This is a genomic window from Photobacterium carnosum, assembly GCF_021236965.1.
Taxonomy (GTDB): Bacteria; Pseudomonadota; Gammaproteobacteria; order Enterobacterales; family Vibrionaceae; genus Photobacterium; species Photobacterium carnosum.
Genome location: NZ_WMDN01000038.1, coordinates 1 through 18,806, shown reverse-complemented (window position 1 = coordinate 18,806; position 18,806 = coordinate 1). Strand labels below are relative to the sequence as shown.

General features: G+C 38.6%; 16 protein-coding genes. 2 read left to right on the top strand and 14 right to left on the bottom strand.

What is annotated here, in order from left to right; translation table 11 throughout:
• Window positions 1-187: 187 nt before the first annotated feature.
• The 10 genes from cas2 to GLP24_RS19005 form a co-directional block, all read right to left on the bottom strand.
• Window positions 188-481, bottom strand: a complete 294-nt coding sequence (gene cas2, locus GLP24_RS19050) for a CRISPR-associated endonuclease Cas2 (RefSeq protein WP_221943110.1) — start codon at window positions 479-481, stop codon at window positions 188-190.
• Between the two features lie 15 nt (window positions 482-496).
• Window positions 497-1,525 carry a type I-C CRISPR-associated endonuclease Cas1c gene (gene cas1c, locus GLP24_RS19045; protein ID WP_232616409.1) on the bottom strand — a complete coding sequence of 343 codons (1,029 nt, stop codon included), beginning with the start codon at window positions 1,523-1,525 and terminating at the stop codon, window positions 497-499.
• Complete coding sequence (cas4, locus tag GLP24_RS19040) at window positions 1,522-2,145, bottom strand: CRISPR-associated protein Cas4 (protein ID WP_221943112.1); 624 nt, start codon at window positions 2,143-2,145, stop codon at window positions 1,522-1,524. The genes cas1c and cas4 overlap by 4 nt, the downstream gene beginning before the upstream one ends.
• A 2-nt stretch (window positions 2,146-2,147) precedes the next feature.
• Window positions 2,148-3,020 carry a type I-C CRISPR-associated protein Cas7/Csd2 gene (gene cas7c, locus GLP24_RS19035; protein ID WP_232577061.1) on the bottom strand — a complete coding sequence of 291 codons (873 nt, stop codon included), beginning with the start codon at window positions 3,018-3,020 and terminating at the stop codon, window positions 2,148-2,150.
• A gap of 11 nt (window positions 3,021-3,031) precedes the next feature.
• Window positions 3,032-5,014, bottom strand: coding sequence for a type I-C CRISPR-associated protein Cas8c/Csd1 (cas8c, locus tag GLP24_RS19030; RefSeq protein ID WP_232616408.1), 1,983 nt, complete (start codon window positions 5,012-5,014; stop codon window positions 3,032-3,034).
• Window positions 5,011-5,745: a type I-C CRISPR-associated protein Cas5c gene (cas5c, locus tag GLP24_RS19025; protein ID WP_232578672.1), complete on the bottom strand. Its 735-nt coding sequence runs from the start codon at window positions 5,743-5,745 to the stop codon at window positions 5,011-5,013. The genes cas8c and cas5c overlap by 4 nt, the downstream gene beginning before the upstream one ends.
• Window positions 5,746-5,761: 16 nt before the next feature.
• On the bottom strand, window positions 5,762-8,257 hold the full coding sequence (gene cas3, locus GLP24_RS19020) for a CRISPR-associated helicase Cas3' (RefSeq protein WP_232577064.1): 2,496 nt from the start codon (window positions 8,255-8,257) through the stop codon (window positions 5,762-5,764).
• Between the two features lie 226 nt (window positions 8,258-8,483).
• The gene (locus tag GLP24_RS19015; RefSeq protein ID WP_101769735.1) at window positions 8,484-9,536 is read right to left on the bottom strand and encodes a succinylglutamate desuccinylase/aspartoacylase family protein; all 1,053 of its coding nucleotides are present in this window, start codon (window positions 9,534-9,536) and stop codon (window positions 8,484-8,486) included.
• Window positions 9,537-9,806: 270 nt separating this feature from the next.
• Window positions 9,807-11,108 carry a peptidoglycan DD-metalloendopeptidase family protein gene (locus tag GLP24_RS19010; RefSeq protein WP_232577066.1) on the bottom strand — a complete coding sequence of 434 codons (1,302 nt, stop codon included), beginning with the start codon at window positions 11,106-11,108 and terminating at the stop codon, window positions 9,807-9,809.
• A gap of 281 nt (window positions 11,109-11,389) precedes the next feature.
• The gene (locus GLP24_RS19005; RefSeq protein ID WP_101769733.1) at window positions 11,390-11,704 is read right to left on the bottom strand and encodes a hypothetical protein; all 315 of its coding nucleotides are present in this window, start codon (window positions 11,702-11,704) and stop codon (window positions 11,390-11,392) included.
• A 156-nt stretch (window positions 11,705-11,860) separates the two neighbouring features.
• Between GLP24_RS19005 and GLP24_RS19000 the strand changes: the two genes are divergently transcribed.
• A complete protein-coding gene (locus tag GLP24_RS19000) occupies window positions 11,861-12,301 on the top strand; it encodes a bifunctional diaminohydroxyphosphoribosylaminopyrimidine deaminase/5-amino-6-(5-phosphoribosylamino)uracil reductase RibD (protein ID WP_101769732.1) in 441 nt (146 codons plus the stop codon).
• 125 nt (window positions 12,302-12,426) lie between these two features.
• On the opposite strand, the gene GLP24_RS18995 is transcribed toward GLP24_RS19000, so the two are convergent.
• The 4 genes from GLP24_RS18995 to cspE form a co-directional block, all read right to left on the bottom strand.
• Window positions 12,427-12,738, bottom strand: a complete 312-nt coding sequence (locus GLP24_RS18995; RefSeq protein ID WP_101769731.1) for a cation diffusion facilitator family transporter — start codon at window positions 12,736-12,738, stop codon at window positions 12,427-12,429.
• Window positions 12,739-13,500: 762 nt separating this feature from the next.
• Window positions 13,501-15,495 carry a transketolase gene (tkt, locus tag GLP24_RS18990; protein WP_221943129.1) on the bottom strand — a complete coding sequence of 665 codons (1,995 nt, stop codon included), beginning with the start codon at window positions 15,493-15,495 and terminating at the stop codon, window positions 13,501-13,503.
• Window positions 15,496-15,576: 81 nt separating this feature from the next.
• Window positions 15,577-16,527, bottom strand: coding sequence for a transaldolase (gene tal, locus GLP24_RS18985; RefSeq protein WP_101769729.1), 951 nt, complete (start codon window positions 16,525-16,527; stop codon window positions 15,577-15,579).
• Window positions 16,528-17,164: 637 nt separating this feature from the next.
• Window positions 17,165-17,377 (bottom strand): transcription antiterminator/RNA stability regulator CspE, encoded by a 213-nt coding sequence (cspE, locus tag GLP24_RS18980; protein ID WP_045028318.1) that lies wholly within the window; start codon window positions 17,375-17,377, stop codon window positions 17,165-17,167.
• A gap of 705 nt (window positions 17,378-18,082) precedes the next feature.
• Between cspE and GLP24_RS18975 the strand changes: the two genes are divergently transcribed.
• A partial coding sequence (locus GLP24_RS18975; RefSeq protein ID WP_232616407.1) for a hypothetical protein occupies window positions 18,083-18,806 on the top strand: 724 nt, incomplete at its 3' end.

Genomic DNA, 18,806 nt, shown 5'->3' with positions numbered 1-18,806 from the left:
GCCTTGGGGGCCACATTTTGGGTAAGGCTGATGTAGCCTATGTTAAATAGGTGTTTTGCGCTAATCATATTTAAAAATGATATGTATTTTTGAATAGTAGATCCTAAATTGTAAAAGAACTTTATCATCAATGAATTAAAGTGGAGCTAACCTGACAGGAATTTTATGAGAGCATGAGGTTAGCGAATTAGATAATGAGGTTATCTTGATAGATATCGACAGCGACTTTAGCACCATGATGTTCAACACGGTGACGCCAATTTTTCCCTAATTGATAGAAGCGTAAGCTATCAACTTCAGATTCATACAAGGAGAGTAATTTAGATTTAAATTTAACCCATTGGTCTGGTGCAATATCACACTCAAATACTGAGTATTGGACTCTTACACCATAATCTAAACAGAGTTTGGCAATTTGTCGTAGTCTACGTCTGCCCGATGAATCACTTAAACAGACGTCATAGGTTACTAATACCATCATAGTTAGATTTCTCAATTAACGTTGATAAAATGGTGGATAATGTTCAATATCTCCACGAATGTACCTTGCTAGTAGCATAGCCTGTATATGAGGAAGTAATCCAATGGCGATTTTTTCGTTTAAAAAAGGATGATGAATTTCTTCTTGTTTCTTTTGTTGGTAAGCCTGAAGAATAGCTTTACGCGTATCTTCTTTTATACTGACACCACCTAAAGTATCTGTTTCAAAATTTTTCATGGATACTTGTTTTCGATTGATAAGTGTAAGTACTAAACGGTCAATAAAAAAGGCTCGAAATTCTTCAAGAAGATCTTGTGCTAAGCTATCTCGCCCCGGGCGTTCAGCATGTAAAAATCCAACTTGAGGATCTAAACCGACGCCTTGTAATGCACTACTTATTTCGTTGCCTTGAACCGCATATAAAAATGACAGCATGGCATTGATAGGATCTTTCGGTGGACGACGATTCCGACGATCAAAGCGAATATCATTTGATGAATTAGTGATTAATTGATCAAATACTTTAAAATAATGACTTGCGGCTTCGCCTTCTAATCCTCGTATTTTTTCAATATCAGTATGTGCTGGCAATTCTTCGATGATTTGACGATGTCGGTCTATTGATTTTTGTATTTCGACGGTATTGCTATGATTACGAGCATGCCGTTGTAACACTGCTCGAGAGCTACGTATTTTAGCGGCAACAATATCTCTGGCTAGAACAGCAGCTTGTTTCTCCATAATGTTATATTGCGCTCTGCGTAATAAAACATTACCTGATTGTTTACCAACGATGCGTGCTTGAAAACGTCCATATTGATTAAAAAAAGCCAAACCAGTGCCATTTTCGCCACAAAAACCCATTACTTGAGGTGAGACCATAATGTTACCAAAACAAAAAATATGGCCAATTGAATGAATGGGTAATTGCATTAGCTTTTGTTTCTTACCTTCTATTTTTATATCAATAATCAGTGTTTCACGTTCTTTATGAAGGTAAGCACCGTCTCTATTTATATAAAGACAATTTTGTAATTTTTTCATTCATCGCTATCCATGCAGTAAAGTTCCTTTAGATATTTAGTCGATTTATCTTGGCTAAATAACGTAGGGAAACATAAATTATTTAATGAACATGCATCACACGCTTTTGTTAATACTGGTTTTGGTGTTACTCCTCGCTTAAAAAGCTGCTTAACTTCTTGAACAATATTGAGTGTTGTCTGTCGTAATGGCTCATTAATCTCAATATCAACCCGTTTACGTGTTTGCCAATACCATAGCGAACCCATGGTAACTTCTTGGTTAGTCATTTCTTCGATACAGAGTGCTTGAGCGCATAATTGGACGCGATCACTGTCATCTTTTTTGGGTCGACCTCGCTTATATTCGACGGGAATATAAATGTGATCTTTGATGTGAAATTCAAGTAAATCAAGCTTCCCTGTAATTCCTAACTGTGGCGCAGCAACGTTAATACCACGTTCAAAACGGATATTTTTTCGCGTTTCAGGAGCGCCATGATCGACTCTTTCATGTAATTGATTACCTTGAGCGGTTAAATAGTTATCAGCCCAGACCTGTTCGCTATGGATCAGCGAACATTGCCGCGGGCAAAATACATAGTGCTGTAATGCTGAAAGAGGGATCAGGCGCTCATCCATAGTTAGAACCCTTCTATAATTTCAGGGGTTAGATCTGCTAATGTGTTAATTAAACTGTCATTAAGGGCTGAGTTGTCTAGTGGTAAGCCTTGTTGTAAGTGATGACGTAGGGTCTGATGTACTTTGGCTGATGAATATTGACCTGATTTACAGTTATGCTGCCACCAAATAATTTTTTCTATCACCATAGAGCCTTCTGGTCGTGCCGATGAGGCATCACCTTCAAATAAACGTGGCAAAATAGTTTTTATTATTTCTGCGTCATCGTCGCTAAAGCCTGTTTTTGTTGCAAGCTGTGGGGTCATCGCGCCAAAGCTGACATAAGTAGCTTTATCTACACGGTGTTTCATGCCCATGGTATCGGAAGATTTTTTAGAACCATCACCTTCACCACTAACACTTTTAGTAATTTGAGTACTTTCAATACTGATTGGCTCAAGACTAAAGGCAGATTGAATGGTTACAGGTCCTCGAATGGGTAATGAAATACCTTCACTTCCGGTGGATTTTGAGTAAGCGAAAACTTGGCCAAAGGCACGCACATCAAACCACTTAGCACAGACGATTTTAGTTGCGTCAGCAATGGTGGTTTTTTTGGTATTAAATACCTCTTTTCCTACACCAAACTCAGGTGATTCAGCACGGGTACGTAGGCTAGGCATGCCGTCAGTTTTTTTCTCATCCGACTGTACAAAAATGGTCTGCTCTGCTTCTTGTAAACGATCGCGTAGTTTACGTTTAAGGCAAACATCGGTGACTTCACCAAAGCCCTGGTAATCTTGACGAGGACGATTTCCATTTAAAGGATCACCATTAGGGTTGGCATGGTTAACAGTGAAAATAATTGCAAAATCAATTTTATGGTTAAGTGACATTGTAGTTTTCCTTAATTAATTAGGTCTAATTCAGATTCTGTAGTGGTTTTCTTTGTCATTAATTCAAGGCGTTGACTGTGGAACCCTAATAAGAATTCAGCCGAGAGTGCTTTATCTGAATTAAAACTATCGCTGTTAAATAAGCTATGGATCTGATCGAGTAATTGCTTTCTGGTGGTGATAAACCCACCGTGGGTATTTTGTAATCGCTGAATATAAGGTAATAGTGATAATTCAATCGTTTTCCATGTGCTAAATGGACGATCAGCAAAACGCTGCATTAATCTTCCTGCATTGGTTAATCGCTTTTCACCTGATTTATCTAACGAGAATTGCTCGATATTTTCTGCTACGGCGAGTAGACGGCCATAAAGATAATCACGTGAAGTATTATTGGTTTCTAACGCCATAGCGTAGTGTCTCCCTAATGTTCTAATTACGTAGCCGCGGTATAGTGCACAGGCGACACCGAGGTTTTGTTCCCATTGCCACTGTTGATCTAATTTGAAGCTGTGGCGTTGTGTCGCTCTATGTGTTGCTCTGCGCATAATATCGAGGGGAATAGATTGTTTATCGATAATAGATGACAGTAAGCGTTCTGAAAGGTTTTTCTTAAGTGCTTCATTGCTCTTGATTATATCGCCATAAACAGCTTCTAATATTGCCCAGTTACTCGGTGCACTGCGATACCATTTCGGTTTCCCTGCTTGTTGTTTCTCTTTACTCGCCCGTTGCCACCAAGCACAGTCTAGATGCCAAGCTTCAAGGTTTGATAAATATTCAGTAGGTTGAAAATCACGATAATAAGTCACCCCCATTCGACCCGGGGTTGCAGAATCCAGAGCCATGACGACGATAGAATCGGTGAGTGCCAAGGGTGCACCAGAAAACTTGCCTTTTAGCTTTTCACTGAATAAATGACCAAAGCGTTGACCTAAATCTTTGCTGTGATCCAGTGTTGGCTCTATGGGGGTTGATGCAGACTCCGTATTAAGTGTTAAATTATCAACATTGCCCCAATTGTCACTAAATAGGGCTTCAGGATCATCAAGGCTTTCTAGTGGTTGAGGAATGTTTGGCTGATTCACCGCCCATGCAATAATGACTTGATCGCCATTGCGATATCCTTGGCGACCGATAAGCCAACGCAAAGTATTGTGGGCTTTTTGGGTGACTTCAAAACCCACGGTTGCAGCTTGCTGGCTGTCAAAAAATCGTCCGCGATAGGTGTAGCCATCTTTATCATTTGAAGATATAAGCTTCGCTTTATCGCCTGTATGACGAATTTTTGCAGGGTGGTTGACCGCTGCTGCTATATTGTTGCCAGTGACATAACACAGTGCAGATTCACCACTATTGTTAATATCAAAGTCAATCCATGCCTGTTGTAGACTGCTGTCTTTCCATGTCTGAGGACATTGATCACCTGCAATTTCAACACTCCAACAAACTAAAGCACTCCCTTGTTCTAGTTCACCTTTATCTTTGGGTAACACTTTTAAAAGTAAGGGTATCGGCTGATCTGAGTTATCCCATGATGTAAGTAATGTATTGTTGTCATTAATATGACAAATACCATGTTTGATTAAATCAGCAATGACAGTCCCTTTGCTAATATATTGATAAACCGCTGTAGCTTTAGGGTGTGAGTGTGGTGAGTTAGTCCATTCTTTCAGTTGCGCTTCATAGCTATTAAAATAAGGCTTCTTCTTGCCACCATAATTGGCATAATCTTTCGCCACATATTGCAGTTTATCAGCTAAAGGATGTGGTGCTTCACCACTGCTACGACTGGCTGATTTTTCTGTGGCTGGCAGTACAATTTGAGTTTTTTCTAAAACCTCAGCGCGAATAAATGCCCCATTCTGATTTAATGTAATATGTATATGGGCATTTTGAGGGGTATGACAAATTGGCATGATTTGCTCTGACTGAGCTAAGTCAAGTTGTTGTACCGCCTCATAAGTTTTATATAATTTCCCTAACCAACTCATTGTTCAACCTCCTGTTTTTCGACAGGTAACTGGTTAATATCTAGTTCGAACTCTTTGGCTGTCATGGGTCTAACATGACGAGTGATCAGTTGTGGATTAGAATTATCAAACCGTTCAGGATGATCAAATTCAATTACTCCATAGCGCATGGTTGGGAACCAGAAGCGACTGTCTAATGCATCTTTGCCTGTTTCATCAGGGTAGCCAAAACTGTGGAACATTAAGCCAAAGCTCAGTTCATCAATATTGTCATAAATACTGCTACCAGAGCCAAATTCACAGGGTTCGACATAGGCTTGGCAATCTCTTGTCCCAAGAGAAATATCTTGGCGACCGCCTTTTTCAAGTGAACGTTTGGCAATAGCAAAATGTTTGCCATCAATACGGTCTTGTTTAAGTTCCGGCCGATGGGTATTCCATTCAAAGTGGGCTTCAACTTGATATTCCACTTCATGCAAAAAGGTATAAATGGCGAGAGTATTACCGCCTCCCCAAACCAACGGTTTAGTACCTTTAGTTTGGGTACGAATAGGATTGATGATCCGCACTCGATCAATTACCCATATCAAGGTTGGCTTCCAGTAAATGGATTTTAGAATGCCTTTGAGTGCTTCATAGGTTGGAACATGGTAACTGCATTTTTCGCCACCAATTTTGGTCACGGGATCAGTAAATAGAGCATAACGCCCCCAGACTCGAAAACTGATGCTATTTTTAGGTGTTGAATTCACGTAGTGATCTCCGTTGTTAGCAGCTATAAAAGTGAGATGTAGTTACTACCTCAGTACTCAGGCCAAAGGCGTCGTCGTAATATTGTTCATAAAGACAATAAATACCGGAGCCGGATTGAGTTTCATAAATAGCTTGAGTCTTAAGTAATTTTTCCAACACATTAGGGAAAACATTTACACTGTATTTTTGGGCTTGTTTTAAGGCTTGAAAGTATAATTCGGCATCAAACAGTTTATCTTTACTGCATAATGCCGCGATGGTGTCTGCTGCGGTGAGTTGATCATCATCATGTTCATCTGATGATTGGTAATCAACAATAATGGCTTGAGTAGGAGCATCAATAGCCTTGAAAATATTACCTGCTTCCATAAATGATTGTTCTAAATGGGGGAGCTTATGTTGCTTGCCTCTTTCATCATTTAATGAGCAAGGGTGTGATTTATTATTTGATAATAATGCCAATAACGAGGTGGTGTTTTTCTGACTATCTTTGCATGGATAATCCATATCATCACTACGCTCAAAGAAGTAATAATAAAAATATCGCGCCATTGCTGCGGGATCGAGTAAGTCATCAAATCCTTCACTCATGATACGCTCGGTAATCGTTTTGCCTTTATCGATATCAGTCAGCATGTTGGTGTTTTCATTATCAGGGTTAACAACAAAAACCGTTGCTGTCGCTTGTTTACCATTACGGTTACAGCGACCTGCGGCTTGAGCAATGGAGTCAAGCCCAGCTAAAAAGCGGATAACACTGGCGAAATCAATATCGACACCCGCCTCAATCAGTTGGGTACTAAAGCACATCACGGGTTGATTATTTTCAAGGCGCTGACGAATTTTGGCTAAGATAACTTTACGGTGCGCAGGGCATTGATTAGTACTAAGGTGAAATAGGGCATCGGTATCAATTTTATTCTGGCAAGATAGGTATAAATTTTGTGCCCATTGCTTAGTATTAACAATGGTTAAGCAGCTACCAGTGAGTTCAAATTGTTTGATAGCAAGATCAGTAATTTCATTTAATGACCAACCCGATGGTTTACAACAATTCTCGATATGAACCCGTTTTAAATCATCAAATAGAGTGCTGACATTAGAGACTAATTCGCCTGTTAACGTTAATTGACCCTTTTCATTATTGTCTAATTGATTAAGTAATGGTTGAGTTGCGGTACATAATAGCGCTGTTGAATTTGCTTGTTCGACTAGGAAATTCAATGCATTACAAAATAAATGGGTACAGTTAATTGGTAGTGTTTGGATTTCATCAAAAATAAGGACGCTATTAGCGAGTTGATGTAACCGTCTTACACTTTTTGTTCCGCCTGAAAATAATGCTTCTAAAAACTGTACCATGGTTGTAATAACAATTGGTGTGTCCCAGTTTTCAGCACAGATTTTACTTTGCCAAGTTTGATATTCTGGTTCAATACTAGAATGGTGTTCTAGTACCCATGGATGAATATCATCTGGGTGTTCGATAGCTTCCCGAATGACCTGTGCATTTTGTTCAATGATTGATGTAAACGGAATAATATAAAAAACATGTTCACATTGATGTTGTTTCGCATGGTGTAAGGCATAGCGTAGGCTGGCATACGTTTTACCGCCGCCAGTAGGAACAGTTAGACTATAAATACCTTGTTTTTCTTGTGCTTTTTTTAGGCAATCTAATGATATATTTCGACGAATGGTATCAATCGGATTTCTGATACTGAATGTAGTCAATTTATTTTCTAAGCGTGTGATTGCAATATTCCAATCAGGCATTACGGATCTTGATAGGCGTTCTTGTAAACGGCGCGGTTCACTAAATTCAGCGCTATTTAAGCGGTCGGCATCAATTAAACAGCTAAAAAGGAAACGTGTGAGAAAGCCAACATTAAAACTGTTAATAGTTGTATTTGCTGTTTCATGAGAAGAGCCGAGTAAAGGGAATATTTTTTGAAGTAATTCTTTTAATAACTCAGGTGCACCGTCTGTGGGTTTTAATAATTCATTTAGTCGATTTATTATTTCTGGATCGGCATTATTACGGCATTCTTGTAAATGTGCTTTATCTTCTGGTTTTTGAATACGAGTGTCAAAGACATTACCTTTATTAAAATCAGCCGCGAGAACATCAATTAATCCACTATGATGTGATGCAATACATAAGGCTAATAGTTGACCGCATAGCTCACCTTGACCAAGAGCACCATAATTTTTAAGCGCTTCATAAAGATATTGTGCACCTGCGGTCGCGTGATCAATTTTCCCTTTATTAGCTTTAGCATCCACAAAGCAGACATCGTCAGGATCAATTAACCCTTGAGCAGATTGAATGTAGTTTTGAAAGGCTTGGCTATATTTACCAAAATCGTGAAGTAAACCTAATATTAATCCAGTTTGTTCTAAGTTGAGTTTTTTGGCAAAAAAACGACAAAGCTCACCCGTTTCGGATAAATGTTGAGCAACGGTTTGGACTTGTAGATCTGTGTCACGATGGTGGGCAATAAAAGCCATAAATAACCATAACCAATATGAATAATACTGATCATTGTATATATATTATAAATGTTAAAGTGAGAGAGTTATCAAACATTAGTGCAGTTCAATAAATTAAGTGGTGGTTGTATAGCTTATTGTTAATTAAGTTATTTATTTATTTTCTATAATAAAAAAGAGAAGCCAAATACTTCTCTTTTTTTGTGGTTTTTTTTTAATATTTAATGATATTGATAACGCCGATTTAACTGGTCATGCCCCATTTTAAATCATCATCAAGCTCTTCAATGGCATCGTAAAGATAAGACTCAACTTGCTCTTCTACTAAGCCATCAGGCTCTTCAAAGAACGCGATATGAAAAATAGCATCACCTTCGTTGACTAGCGGTAAGGTTTGTTGACCAATAACAATGCCACCTTGTGGTGCAATCACTGTTACTTGATTACTGCCAGAAGGATCACTGATAGTTGCAATAATTTGGTTTTTATCGACTTTTTCACCTAATGCCACATGCGAACGTAGTAAGCCATCAGAATCAGCACGTACCCAACGTGTCGCCTTTGGCACCATTGGTTCAATCACTTTTTTACTACGACTCGTGCGTACCATCTCTAAATGTTGCATCACTTTTAATACCCCTTGCACACCAGAGCCTACCGCATGGGCATCAAGTCGAAGCGCTTCACCTGCTTCAAAGGTGATCACGGGAATATTAAATTCTTCAGCGGCAGCACGCAGTGAACCTTCTCGTAAGCTTGCATCAACTACGACAGGAGAGCCAAAGGCCATTGCCATTGCTTTTGCTTGCGGATTATCAAGGTTAGCGCGAATTTGGGGCAAGTTAGTACGATAAATAGCGGCAGTGTGTAAATCAACCACATGCGTTGCACGCCGTACTACCTGATTAAAATAGTGATATGCCATACGACCCGCGATTGATCCGCGCTCTGAACCAGGGAAACAACGGTTTAAATCACGACGATCAGGTAAGTAACGGGATTTATGTATAAAACCGAAAACATTAACCACCGGCACCGCAATAATCGTACCGTGAAGTTTTGATAAATCTATTTTTTCAATAACTTGACGGACGACTTCAATACCATTGAGCTCATCACCATGGATGGCTGCATTGATCAGTAATACGGGGCCTGGGTGTTTTCCATGCAGAATATCAACGGATACGGACAGTGGTGAATGCGTATAAAGGCGAGCTATCTCTAGTTCACAGTTGGCATGATTTCCCGGTTCAACCAGTAAATCTGCAAATTCAAATGGAGTATTTTTTGTGGCCATAGATACGTCCTGTATATGGGTGATTAGAAGATGACGATTGATTAATGTTTTCGCATTAATATTACGTTATAACATCTTGAGAATAATCATTAAGTCCATTTTAAAACAGGAACAATATCACGTTTAATTAGTTTTTAAGTAACACAAATGTATCAAGGCGTATCAAATGTGAATATTAGTCGTTGTTATACTGTTTAATAAAGGCATTACCGTTAGTCAGTAATGCCTTTATGGGGATAATTACGAATATTTCAGTTCGTTGATAATCACTTAAATATTATTTTCTTTAGAGGATAACGGTTGTCGCATTAAGTGATTATATTGTGTGACATCAAGTTCAAAGGCTTTTTTTTGTTGATGTGATACGGATGATGCTAATGGGATTTTAGCTGTCAACGGGTTTACTGGTTTTCCACGTACTAATAATTCGTAGTGAATGTGGGGACCAGTAACGCGCCCAGTACGGCCTGATAACGCAATTTCTTGACCACGTTTTACACGTTGACCAACTTTGACCAAGATACGGCTATTATGCAGATAACGGGTACTGTAATTGGCACTGTGTTTAATAACAACATAACGGCCAGCATAGGGGTGATTGGTTACACGAGTAACTACACCATCGCCTGTTGCTAATACATGTGTGCCTACTGGTGCGGCAAAATCAACCCCATTATGTGGTTGAATACGTCTAGTGACTGGGTGACGGCGATAAGGATTAAACTGTGAGCTAATACGGAACCGCTTTGCTGTTGGGTAGCGTAAAAATGCCGGCTGCAAGCTTTCACCATTTTGGTCATAAAAATTGCCATCAGCACTTAAATAAGCAGAATATTGGTTTTTTTTGGTATATAAGCGTACCGCTTGAAGTTCTGTATCACCACTTGCTTGATTATTGACATATTTTGCTTTGCTAACAATTTCAAATCGGTCGCCAGCCTGTAGATCACGATCAAAATTCAATTTGTCTTTAAAAATAGCCATAATCTCATGAATATCCGTGTAACTTAGCCCTGCTCTTTTTGCTGATGAGCTAAAACTACCACGAATTTCACCACTAATAACTTTTTCACGCCATATACCCGGTAAGGTGACTTCTTTAACCGTAAAATCGTTATTTTTCTCACGCGTATAATCAATCATATGCGCGACATTAAATTGCAGTTGGAGTTTATTTAATCGATGGTTACTGTCCGTTACCCAAAATCGTAAAATATCATTTGGACGTAAGTTATCAATTTGTAAGCTATTTAAATCTGCCGCCATAATGTTTTTCACATCGGCTTGCGGTAAGTTTAATTGTGAAAATATCTCGCTGAGCGTATCACCTTTTTTAACTTTGTATGAATAAGTAGGCGGTAATACAATATCTTTGATAACGGCTGCAGGTGTCAGCGTTTTTAATACAACTTGAGGAGTAGTAAGTAAAGGCAGTTGTATTTCTTTATGGTGTATTGAAGATGTAGTGTTAATTGATAATACGGCAGCAGTCGTGATGATTGAGAGCCCAAAAAGGCTAATAAGGCGGTAGTTTATAAAATTAGTTAGTACTGTCGTTTTAAACGTAGACATAATGCTCGTCAGTTCTTTTATTTTTAATGAGTGCGTTGCACTTGGTTTATTTGGCGAGTAGGTATAAAAACATAGCCTTTCTGAACCTTAAATGAATTAATACTGTAGAGGCTATTTTTTTACTTAAATTTTCAGTAATTACAGCTGTAAGGTATAAAAATGATGATTATAGTGTATTTTTCATCTCAATAACGTAGAAAACACAGCTTCGTCCAGCTAGACGATGCAATATTAAGCTGGACGAATATCATATTTATAGAACAAGATAACGTTTTATTATCTTAATTATTAAGGTTAGGTGTTGCCTTCGTGTAGTAAGCACTCGTGTGTTTTTTCTTCGGGATGAGTGTGACTTCTCGCTGTTCTAAATGCGGATCTTTGTGGGAATTTATCTGTAAATAGTTATTTTGATTAATTGATCGAACCACATCCATTTGAATTTTTTCTGTTGCCGTTAATTGATGAGTATGATCGATATATTCAATCATCTGTTGTGTTGTTAACGGATTCAGTTTTGTCGTGGTTGGTATTGATGCTAATGCCGATAATGAATGCAGTGACAGCGACAAAGCTAAAGTTATTATTAATCGTTTCATGAAAAACCTCATGTTATTCAGTGAGGGTATTTAATCCTACAGCACCTGAATTGAGACTGAGTTGTTAATTCATTTATCATTCATGGCTTCAACATAACGTTTAGGTTTTATTTCAGTATAGAATAGCCGTTCTGTGATTATAAAAGTGAAGGTGTTATGACAGATCTAGCGCAAGAAATTGGATTTATGCAACGCGCATTAATATTATCGCATCAAGCACTGCCTGCTTGTCGTCCTAATCCACCTGTGGGTTGTGTATTGGTGAAAGATGGGGAAATTGTTAGTGAAGGTTTTACACAACCCCCTGGTTGTCATCATGCAGAAGCAATGGCATTAGCCAATTATGATTTACCGTTAAATGAAGTGACGGCTTATGTCACTTTAGAACCCTGCTCGTTTGTTGGGCGAACACCATCTTGTGCGCATACTTTAGTTGAAAAGGGGATTAAGCGAGTTGTGGTTGCAACCCTTGATCCTGATCCACGAAATAGTGGCAAAGGAATTGATGTTTTAAAACAAGCAGGAATTGAAGTAAGTGTTGGTTTGTGTGAGCAAGAGGTTTTTGATTTTATATCGCCGTACTTATTAAATAAATAAAATATAAAATAATATTGTTATTAAAATAAACGAATAAAAGCCGATTTAAATGGATAATAAAATTATTACCACTATTAAATCGGCTTTTAAAATATAACTAATAAAAACGTAACGTAAATAATTAATTATTTAGTTGAAGTCTTGTGATGCTCGCGAGATGATTCTTTATGATCATGCTCTTTAGCTTTGTGATGACGGTGTTCGTCATGTTCGTGGCGATCGCCATGTGTTTGTTCTGGGTGTTTATGACCTACTGGATCACCACCATGTTGAGTGTGTGGATGGCTTTTTTCATGGTCACGTACTTCATGATGGTCACGGTCATGCTTGTGTTCTACATCTTCACCGTAACGATGTTCCATCTTCTCATGCTCAGCTTCAGCTGTATGTTGATGACCTTTTTGTGAACCTTGATGTTCTTGGTTATTGTGACTCATATCTTAATCCTTTAATAAACAGCGTTAATAATAAGTTGGTGTCTGTCTATAGGATTTAATCTACGCCTATTTTAACTTTGAACAATATACTTTTTTATAATCAAACATTCTATTTTTGATAATTGATGAATATTTTAAATAGGTATAGGAAGAAAAAATATCATGTAATAATTTAATTGAATATACCGTTTAATTATTATTTCAGTATGTAAAAATGGAAACATAGCTATTAATAATAATTATTTATTTAAGCAGATATAAAGGCGTTATTTGTTTTTTAATAGTATTAGCGCGTATTGATAGTTATTTATTATGATGAATTGATTTTAAAACCAAAGGGCATATATAGGCGATAAGTACAGTTATTGAAATGTTAATGAATAATAAATCAAATGAGTAAAAAAAGTAGCATTAATCATCATGGTCAAATATACAAGATTATAGCGATAAAGCACCGATCCTAAATATTCAATGCTCAAGAAGTGGCTGTAGGGCTGATTTTTGAGTGTTTATACTAATCATAATCAGTTTCTGGCCTAATTTAATGTCCATTTTTTCCCTTTCTAATAGTGAATATCCGCGAGAGTGATAGGGAATCTACTACTTTGAAAGATGACCACTTAATTAATTGGATGGGTATGAGAGCTTATTATGAAACTAGGTGTACTTTATAAAAAGAGATAAAAAAATGGCCTAACATTTGTTAGACCATTTTTAGATTTATTATATAAGTGCGATTAATCACACGTTATAAATAAGCACTTATGCTAGTAGTTCTTTAGCATTGTTAACGATGTTTTCAACAGTAAAGCCGAACATTTTGAATAGCTCTTCAGCAGGCGCTGATTCACCAAATGTTGTCATACCGATGATGCGACCGTTAAGGCCTACATATTTGAACCAGAAGTCAGCAATACCCGCTTCGATAGCGATACGAGCAGTAACATCTGCTGGTAATACGCTTTCACGGTAAGCCGCATCTTGCTTATCAAACAAATCAGTAGCAGGCATAGAAACTAGACGTACTTGACGACCAGCGGCTGTTAGCTCTGCGTATGCTTCTGCTGCGATACCCACTTCAGAACCAGTAGCGATCAAGATTAGCTCTGGCTTACCAGCACAATCTTTAAGGATGTAACCACCCTTAACGATGTTAGCAACTTGCTCAGCTGTACGATCTTGTTGAGTTAGGTTTTGACGAGAGAAGATTAAAGATGTTGGACCATCTTTACGTTCAATCGCGTATTTCCAAGAAACAGCAGATTCAACTTGGTCACATGGACGCCATGTGCTCATGTTTGGTGTTAGACGTAGTGATGATACTTGCTCAACAGGTTGGTGAGTTGGACCATCTTCGCCTAGGCCGATAGAATCGTGTGTGTACACTTGGATGTTCTGAATTTTCATCAGTGCAGCCATGCGTAGTGCGTTACGTGCATATTCCATAAACATTAGGAATGTTGCGCCGTAAGGAATGAAACCACCGTGCAGTGCCATACCGTTGATCATTGCAGTCATACCAAATTCACGAACGCCGTAGTGAATGTAGTTGCCTGAAGCATCAGTTGGTGTGATTGACTTAGAACCAGACCACATAGTTAGGTTTGATGGTGCAAGGTCAGCAGAACCGCCCATGAATTCAGGTAATAGTTTACCGAATGCTTCAAGTGCGTTTTGAGAGGCTTTACGTGATGCAATGTTAGCTGGGTTTGCTTGTAGATCAGCAATAACTTTGCTTGTTTCAGCTTCCCAGTTAGTAGGTAGAGCACCTGTCATACGACGAGTAAACTCAGACGCTAGTTCAGGGAATGCTGCTGTGTATGCTGCAAACTTCTCGTTCCAAGATGCTTGCTTCGCTTTACCTGCTTCTTTTGCATCCCACTCAGCATAGATGTCTGCTGGAATTTCAAAAGGACCGTAGTTCCAACCAAGGAATTCACGAGCCGCTTTAATTTCTTCAGCGCCTAGTGGAGCACCGTGACAGTCGTGAGAACCTGCTTTGTTTGGTGAACCAAAACCGATGATTGTTTTACAACAGATCAACGTAGGCTTAGTTGTTTCAGCTTTTGCTTCTTCAATAGCAGCATTGATTGCAGCAGCATCGTGGCCATCAACGTGACGGATTACATGCCAGTTGTAAGCTTCAAAACGCTTAGCAGTATCGTCAGCGAACCAACCTTCTACTTCGCCATCGATAGAAATACCGTTGTCATCCCAGAAAGCCACTAGCTTACCAAGACCTAGCGTACCCGCTAGAGAACATGCTTCGTGAGAGATACCTTCCATCATACAACCGTCGCCCATGAAAGCGTAAGTGTTGTGGTTGACGATATCATGACCTTCACGGTTGAATTGTGCAGCCATTGCTTTTTCAGCAAGCGCCATACCAACAGCGTTAGTAATACCTTGGCCTAGAGGACCAGTCGTTGTTTCAACGCCAGGAGCATAGCCGTATTCTGGGTGACCAGGTGTTTTTGAATGCAGTTGACGGAAGTTTTTAAGATCGTCAATTGATAGGTCATAACCTGTTAGGTGAAGTAGCGAGTACATAAGCATAGAGCCGTGGCCGTTTGATAATACAAAACGGTCGCGATCAGCCCATTTAGGGTCTTGTGGGTTATGGTCCATATGACCACGCCAAAGAACTTCTGCGATATCAGCCATGCCCATCGGTGCGCCAGGGTGACCAGAATTTGCTTTTTGTACGCCGTCCATGCTTAGAGCACGGATCGCGTTAGCTAACATTTTATGTTCCATAGTGTTTCCACCAAAATATTAAGTAAATTTAAAATTAAGAAAGCGGCTCTAGGAGCCGCTTTCTGAAATAGTGCTTAGTGATTAAAGACGATCTGCGATCATTGTCTCTAGTTTACCTTGGTCTACTGCGAAGTTACGAATACCTTCAGCTAGTTTCTCAACAGCCATTGCTTCTTGGTTGTGATCCCATAGGAATTCAGCATGAGTCATTGCAGCAGGACGTGCTTTAAGCTCAGTTGCTGGAAGCAGTTTCTGTTCAACAACGCCTGTTGCATCTTCAAGTTCTTGAAGAAGTTGTGGGCTGATAGTTAGACGGTCACAACCAGCTAACTCAAGGATCTCACCAATGCTACGGAAGCTTGCACCCATAACAACTGTATTATAACCGTGTTCTTTGTAGTAGTTATAGATGCTAGTCACAGAGATAACACCTGGATCTTCTTGTGCTTCAAAGCTACGGCCTTCTTTCGCTTTGTACCAATCCATAATACGACCAACAAATGGTGAGATTAGGAATACGCCAGCTTCAGCACATGCACGTGCTTGAGCGAAAGAGAATAGAAGAGTTAGGTTACAGTTGATGCCTTCTTTTTCAAGAATTTCAGCAGCACGGATACCTTCCCAAGTTGACGCTAGTTTGATCAAAATACGATCGTTGCTGATGCCAGCATCGTTGTAAAGTTTGATTAGGTGACGAGCTTTAATTACGCTTTCTTCAGTGTTAAAAGAAAGACGTGCATCAACTTCAGTAGAGATACGACCAGGAACAACATTTAGGATTTCTTTACCAATGTTGACTGCAAGCATGTCGCAAGTATCTTTGATTTGCTGTGCTTTATCATTGCTTTGTGCTTTTGCATAAGCAATTGATTGGTCAATTAAAGGTGCGTACTCAGCAATTTGTGCTGCTTTTAAGATCAATGATGGGTTTGTTGTCGCATCTTCAGGCTGGTATTTGCTGATATCTTTGATATCACCAGTGTCAGCAACAACAGTAGTTAGTGCGCGAAGTTGTTCTAATTTTGTGCTCATATCGATCGACCTTATGTATAGGGCTTATGTCATGATGGCATTAGTTATAGCCTGAAATGCCACCATGTTCAAAAGAATTAATACTTACTCTAAGCACATTCATTATAACCATTAGTTCACCGAGTGAACATATGGAATGCGCTAGAGCATTTGATAGATTGATAATTGTCTTTTTTAGCTTTTTTGTCAATTTAAAATGAGAATAAATCAAATTCAGATCGCAATAAAAGTCATTTTAGATTTTATTTATTGTTTGATTACCGATGTGATGTGCTTTTTTGCTTTTCAGTAAGTGAGCATTTGATCTGCATGGTGATCATTTGCGCTGGTTGTTAATGGTGGGGAAGTTAATGTTTTATTAAATAATGCTCAATAAATGTTACATGATATCAATCAGAATAAGTTGATAACCACATTTAATGCCCTCCTTTCGTTATTACCTACAGCAAATGTCTGCGAGAACGAGAGGGGATCTAGTGCTTTTGAAAGATGACGACTTAGAATGGAATTGGTATTCGCTCTGCTAACGTGAGGGCGTAGTTGTGACAATAGAGAAGAAGGGTTGAGTGGGTTAAATAGCAGACATAAAAAATGCCGGCCATAGCCAGCATTTTTATTATTTATCAGCGAGGATAAATTAGATAGCTACAACGTTTGCAGCTTGAAGACCTTTTTGGCCTTGCTCTACTTCAAAAGACACTTTTTGGCCTTCAGCAAGAGTTTTGAAACCTTCAGAAGCGATAGCACGGAAGTGAACGAATACGTCAGCACCGCCGTTGTCTTGAGTAATAAAACCAAAACCTTTCTCTTCGTTAAACCATTTTACTAGACCAGTTGTTTGATTAGACATGTGATGTCCCTTATATAGATGATTAATTAACCGCTAAAAGGCGATGTATTAAGTGGTTAAATTATTAATGTTACTGCCAAAACAAGGGAAACACTGAGGTACAAAACGATAACGTTGCTGTAGCTAAAAGTTTAACTGTGACTTGGTGTTGCATTTAATAACGTCCTGAACAACAGAACGAGACAGATAATAACAGCTGTTTGTTTTTTGTACAGCTATTTTTATCAATATGAGTAAAAAAGATTCTTGCTGTTAGTGTGGCGCTAGAAAGAAAGGTATAACGCCATTGAGAGAAGTGAACATTTTTTATGTGATAAAGCCTATCTAAATCTTCCTTATCCTATCTGTTGTGCGTGAACGTGCGATCACGTGATGCAGATATAGATGGATACTGTTCAATACAGCCCTTTATTAGCCAAAGTTACGTAACACGTTTCTGCCCCATTATCATTCAGAGTAAAAGCTCATTCATATCGTATTAACGTGATTTTGGATTAGTTTTAGTTATGATTTAAATCTCACCATTCCAATTCGATTTTTTCCTTAATCGCTTCTAGTTTTAAGTAGCAAAGCGTTGATATCATCACGATTTTATATAAAAAATCTGGGTATACTTGCCAATATTTGTAGTCATACCTCTTCATAAAGTAAGAGTGCTTATTAATAAAGTGTTAGCTCTTAATACATTCAAACTGAGGTGGAAACATGTTTAGTAGTCTTCTTGATGACTCTGCTCCTTCGCAAAAAATCTGGACACTGTTTAAGGTATCTTCTAAAGAGCGGTTAGAGCAGATGCGAAAAGGACTAATCTATATGAATAGTCTTGATTATTTTTCTTCACTTAAAGATGAGAGTAGTGGCATGGATACTCGGGCTGATCCGCATGAGAATATTCATGGTGTGGCTAGAGCGAGTCAAAAAAATAAACTCATTCTTGAGATTGATGGAAAGCAGTTTGATTTGGGCAAAAAAGCAGTCGCCAGTATTAAATATGACAATACTAAGAACATCTTTATTTTTTCTATGGGGTGTATTGCAGACAATGAAAATGGAAAAGCGACAGGTGAAACGGATGACGGGATTGTTTTTGATGGGCGGTTTAAAGAGTTTGGTGACCATATACTGATAATTAGAGATCCTGTTGAATTTGCTAAACGTTATGTTAAAGCCTTAAGAAGTCGGAAAGGCATATTTAATCCTGAATTTTTACACAAAGGTTTGGGGAGAATTACTTATAAACCATTTTATAGTTACTCAGGTCCTCTGGGTGTTTACAGCAAAGATCATCGTTTTGATTGGCAAACAGAATTTAGGTTAGCAATTGGTGCTGAAGATAAGGCACTCAACAAAATGGGAGCATTAGAGCTCCATATTGGTGACTTATCGGATATAACGCAAATAAGTACTTTACAGTCTGTTTTAGATGCAC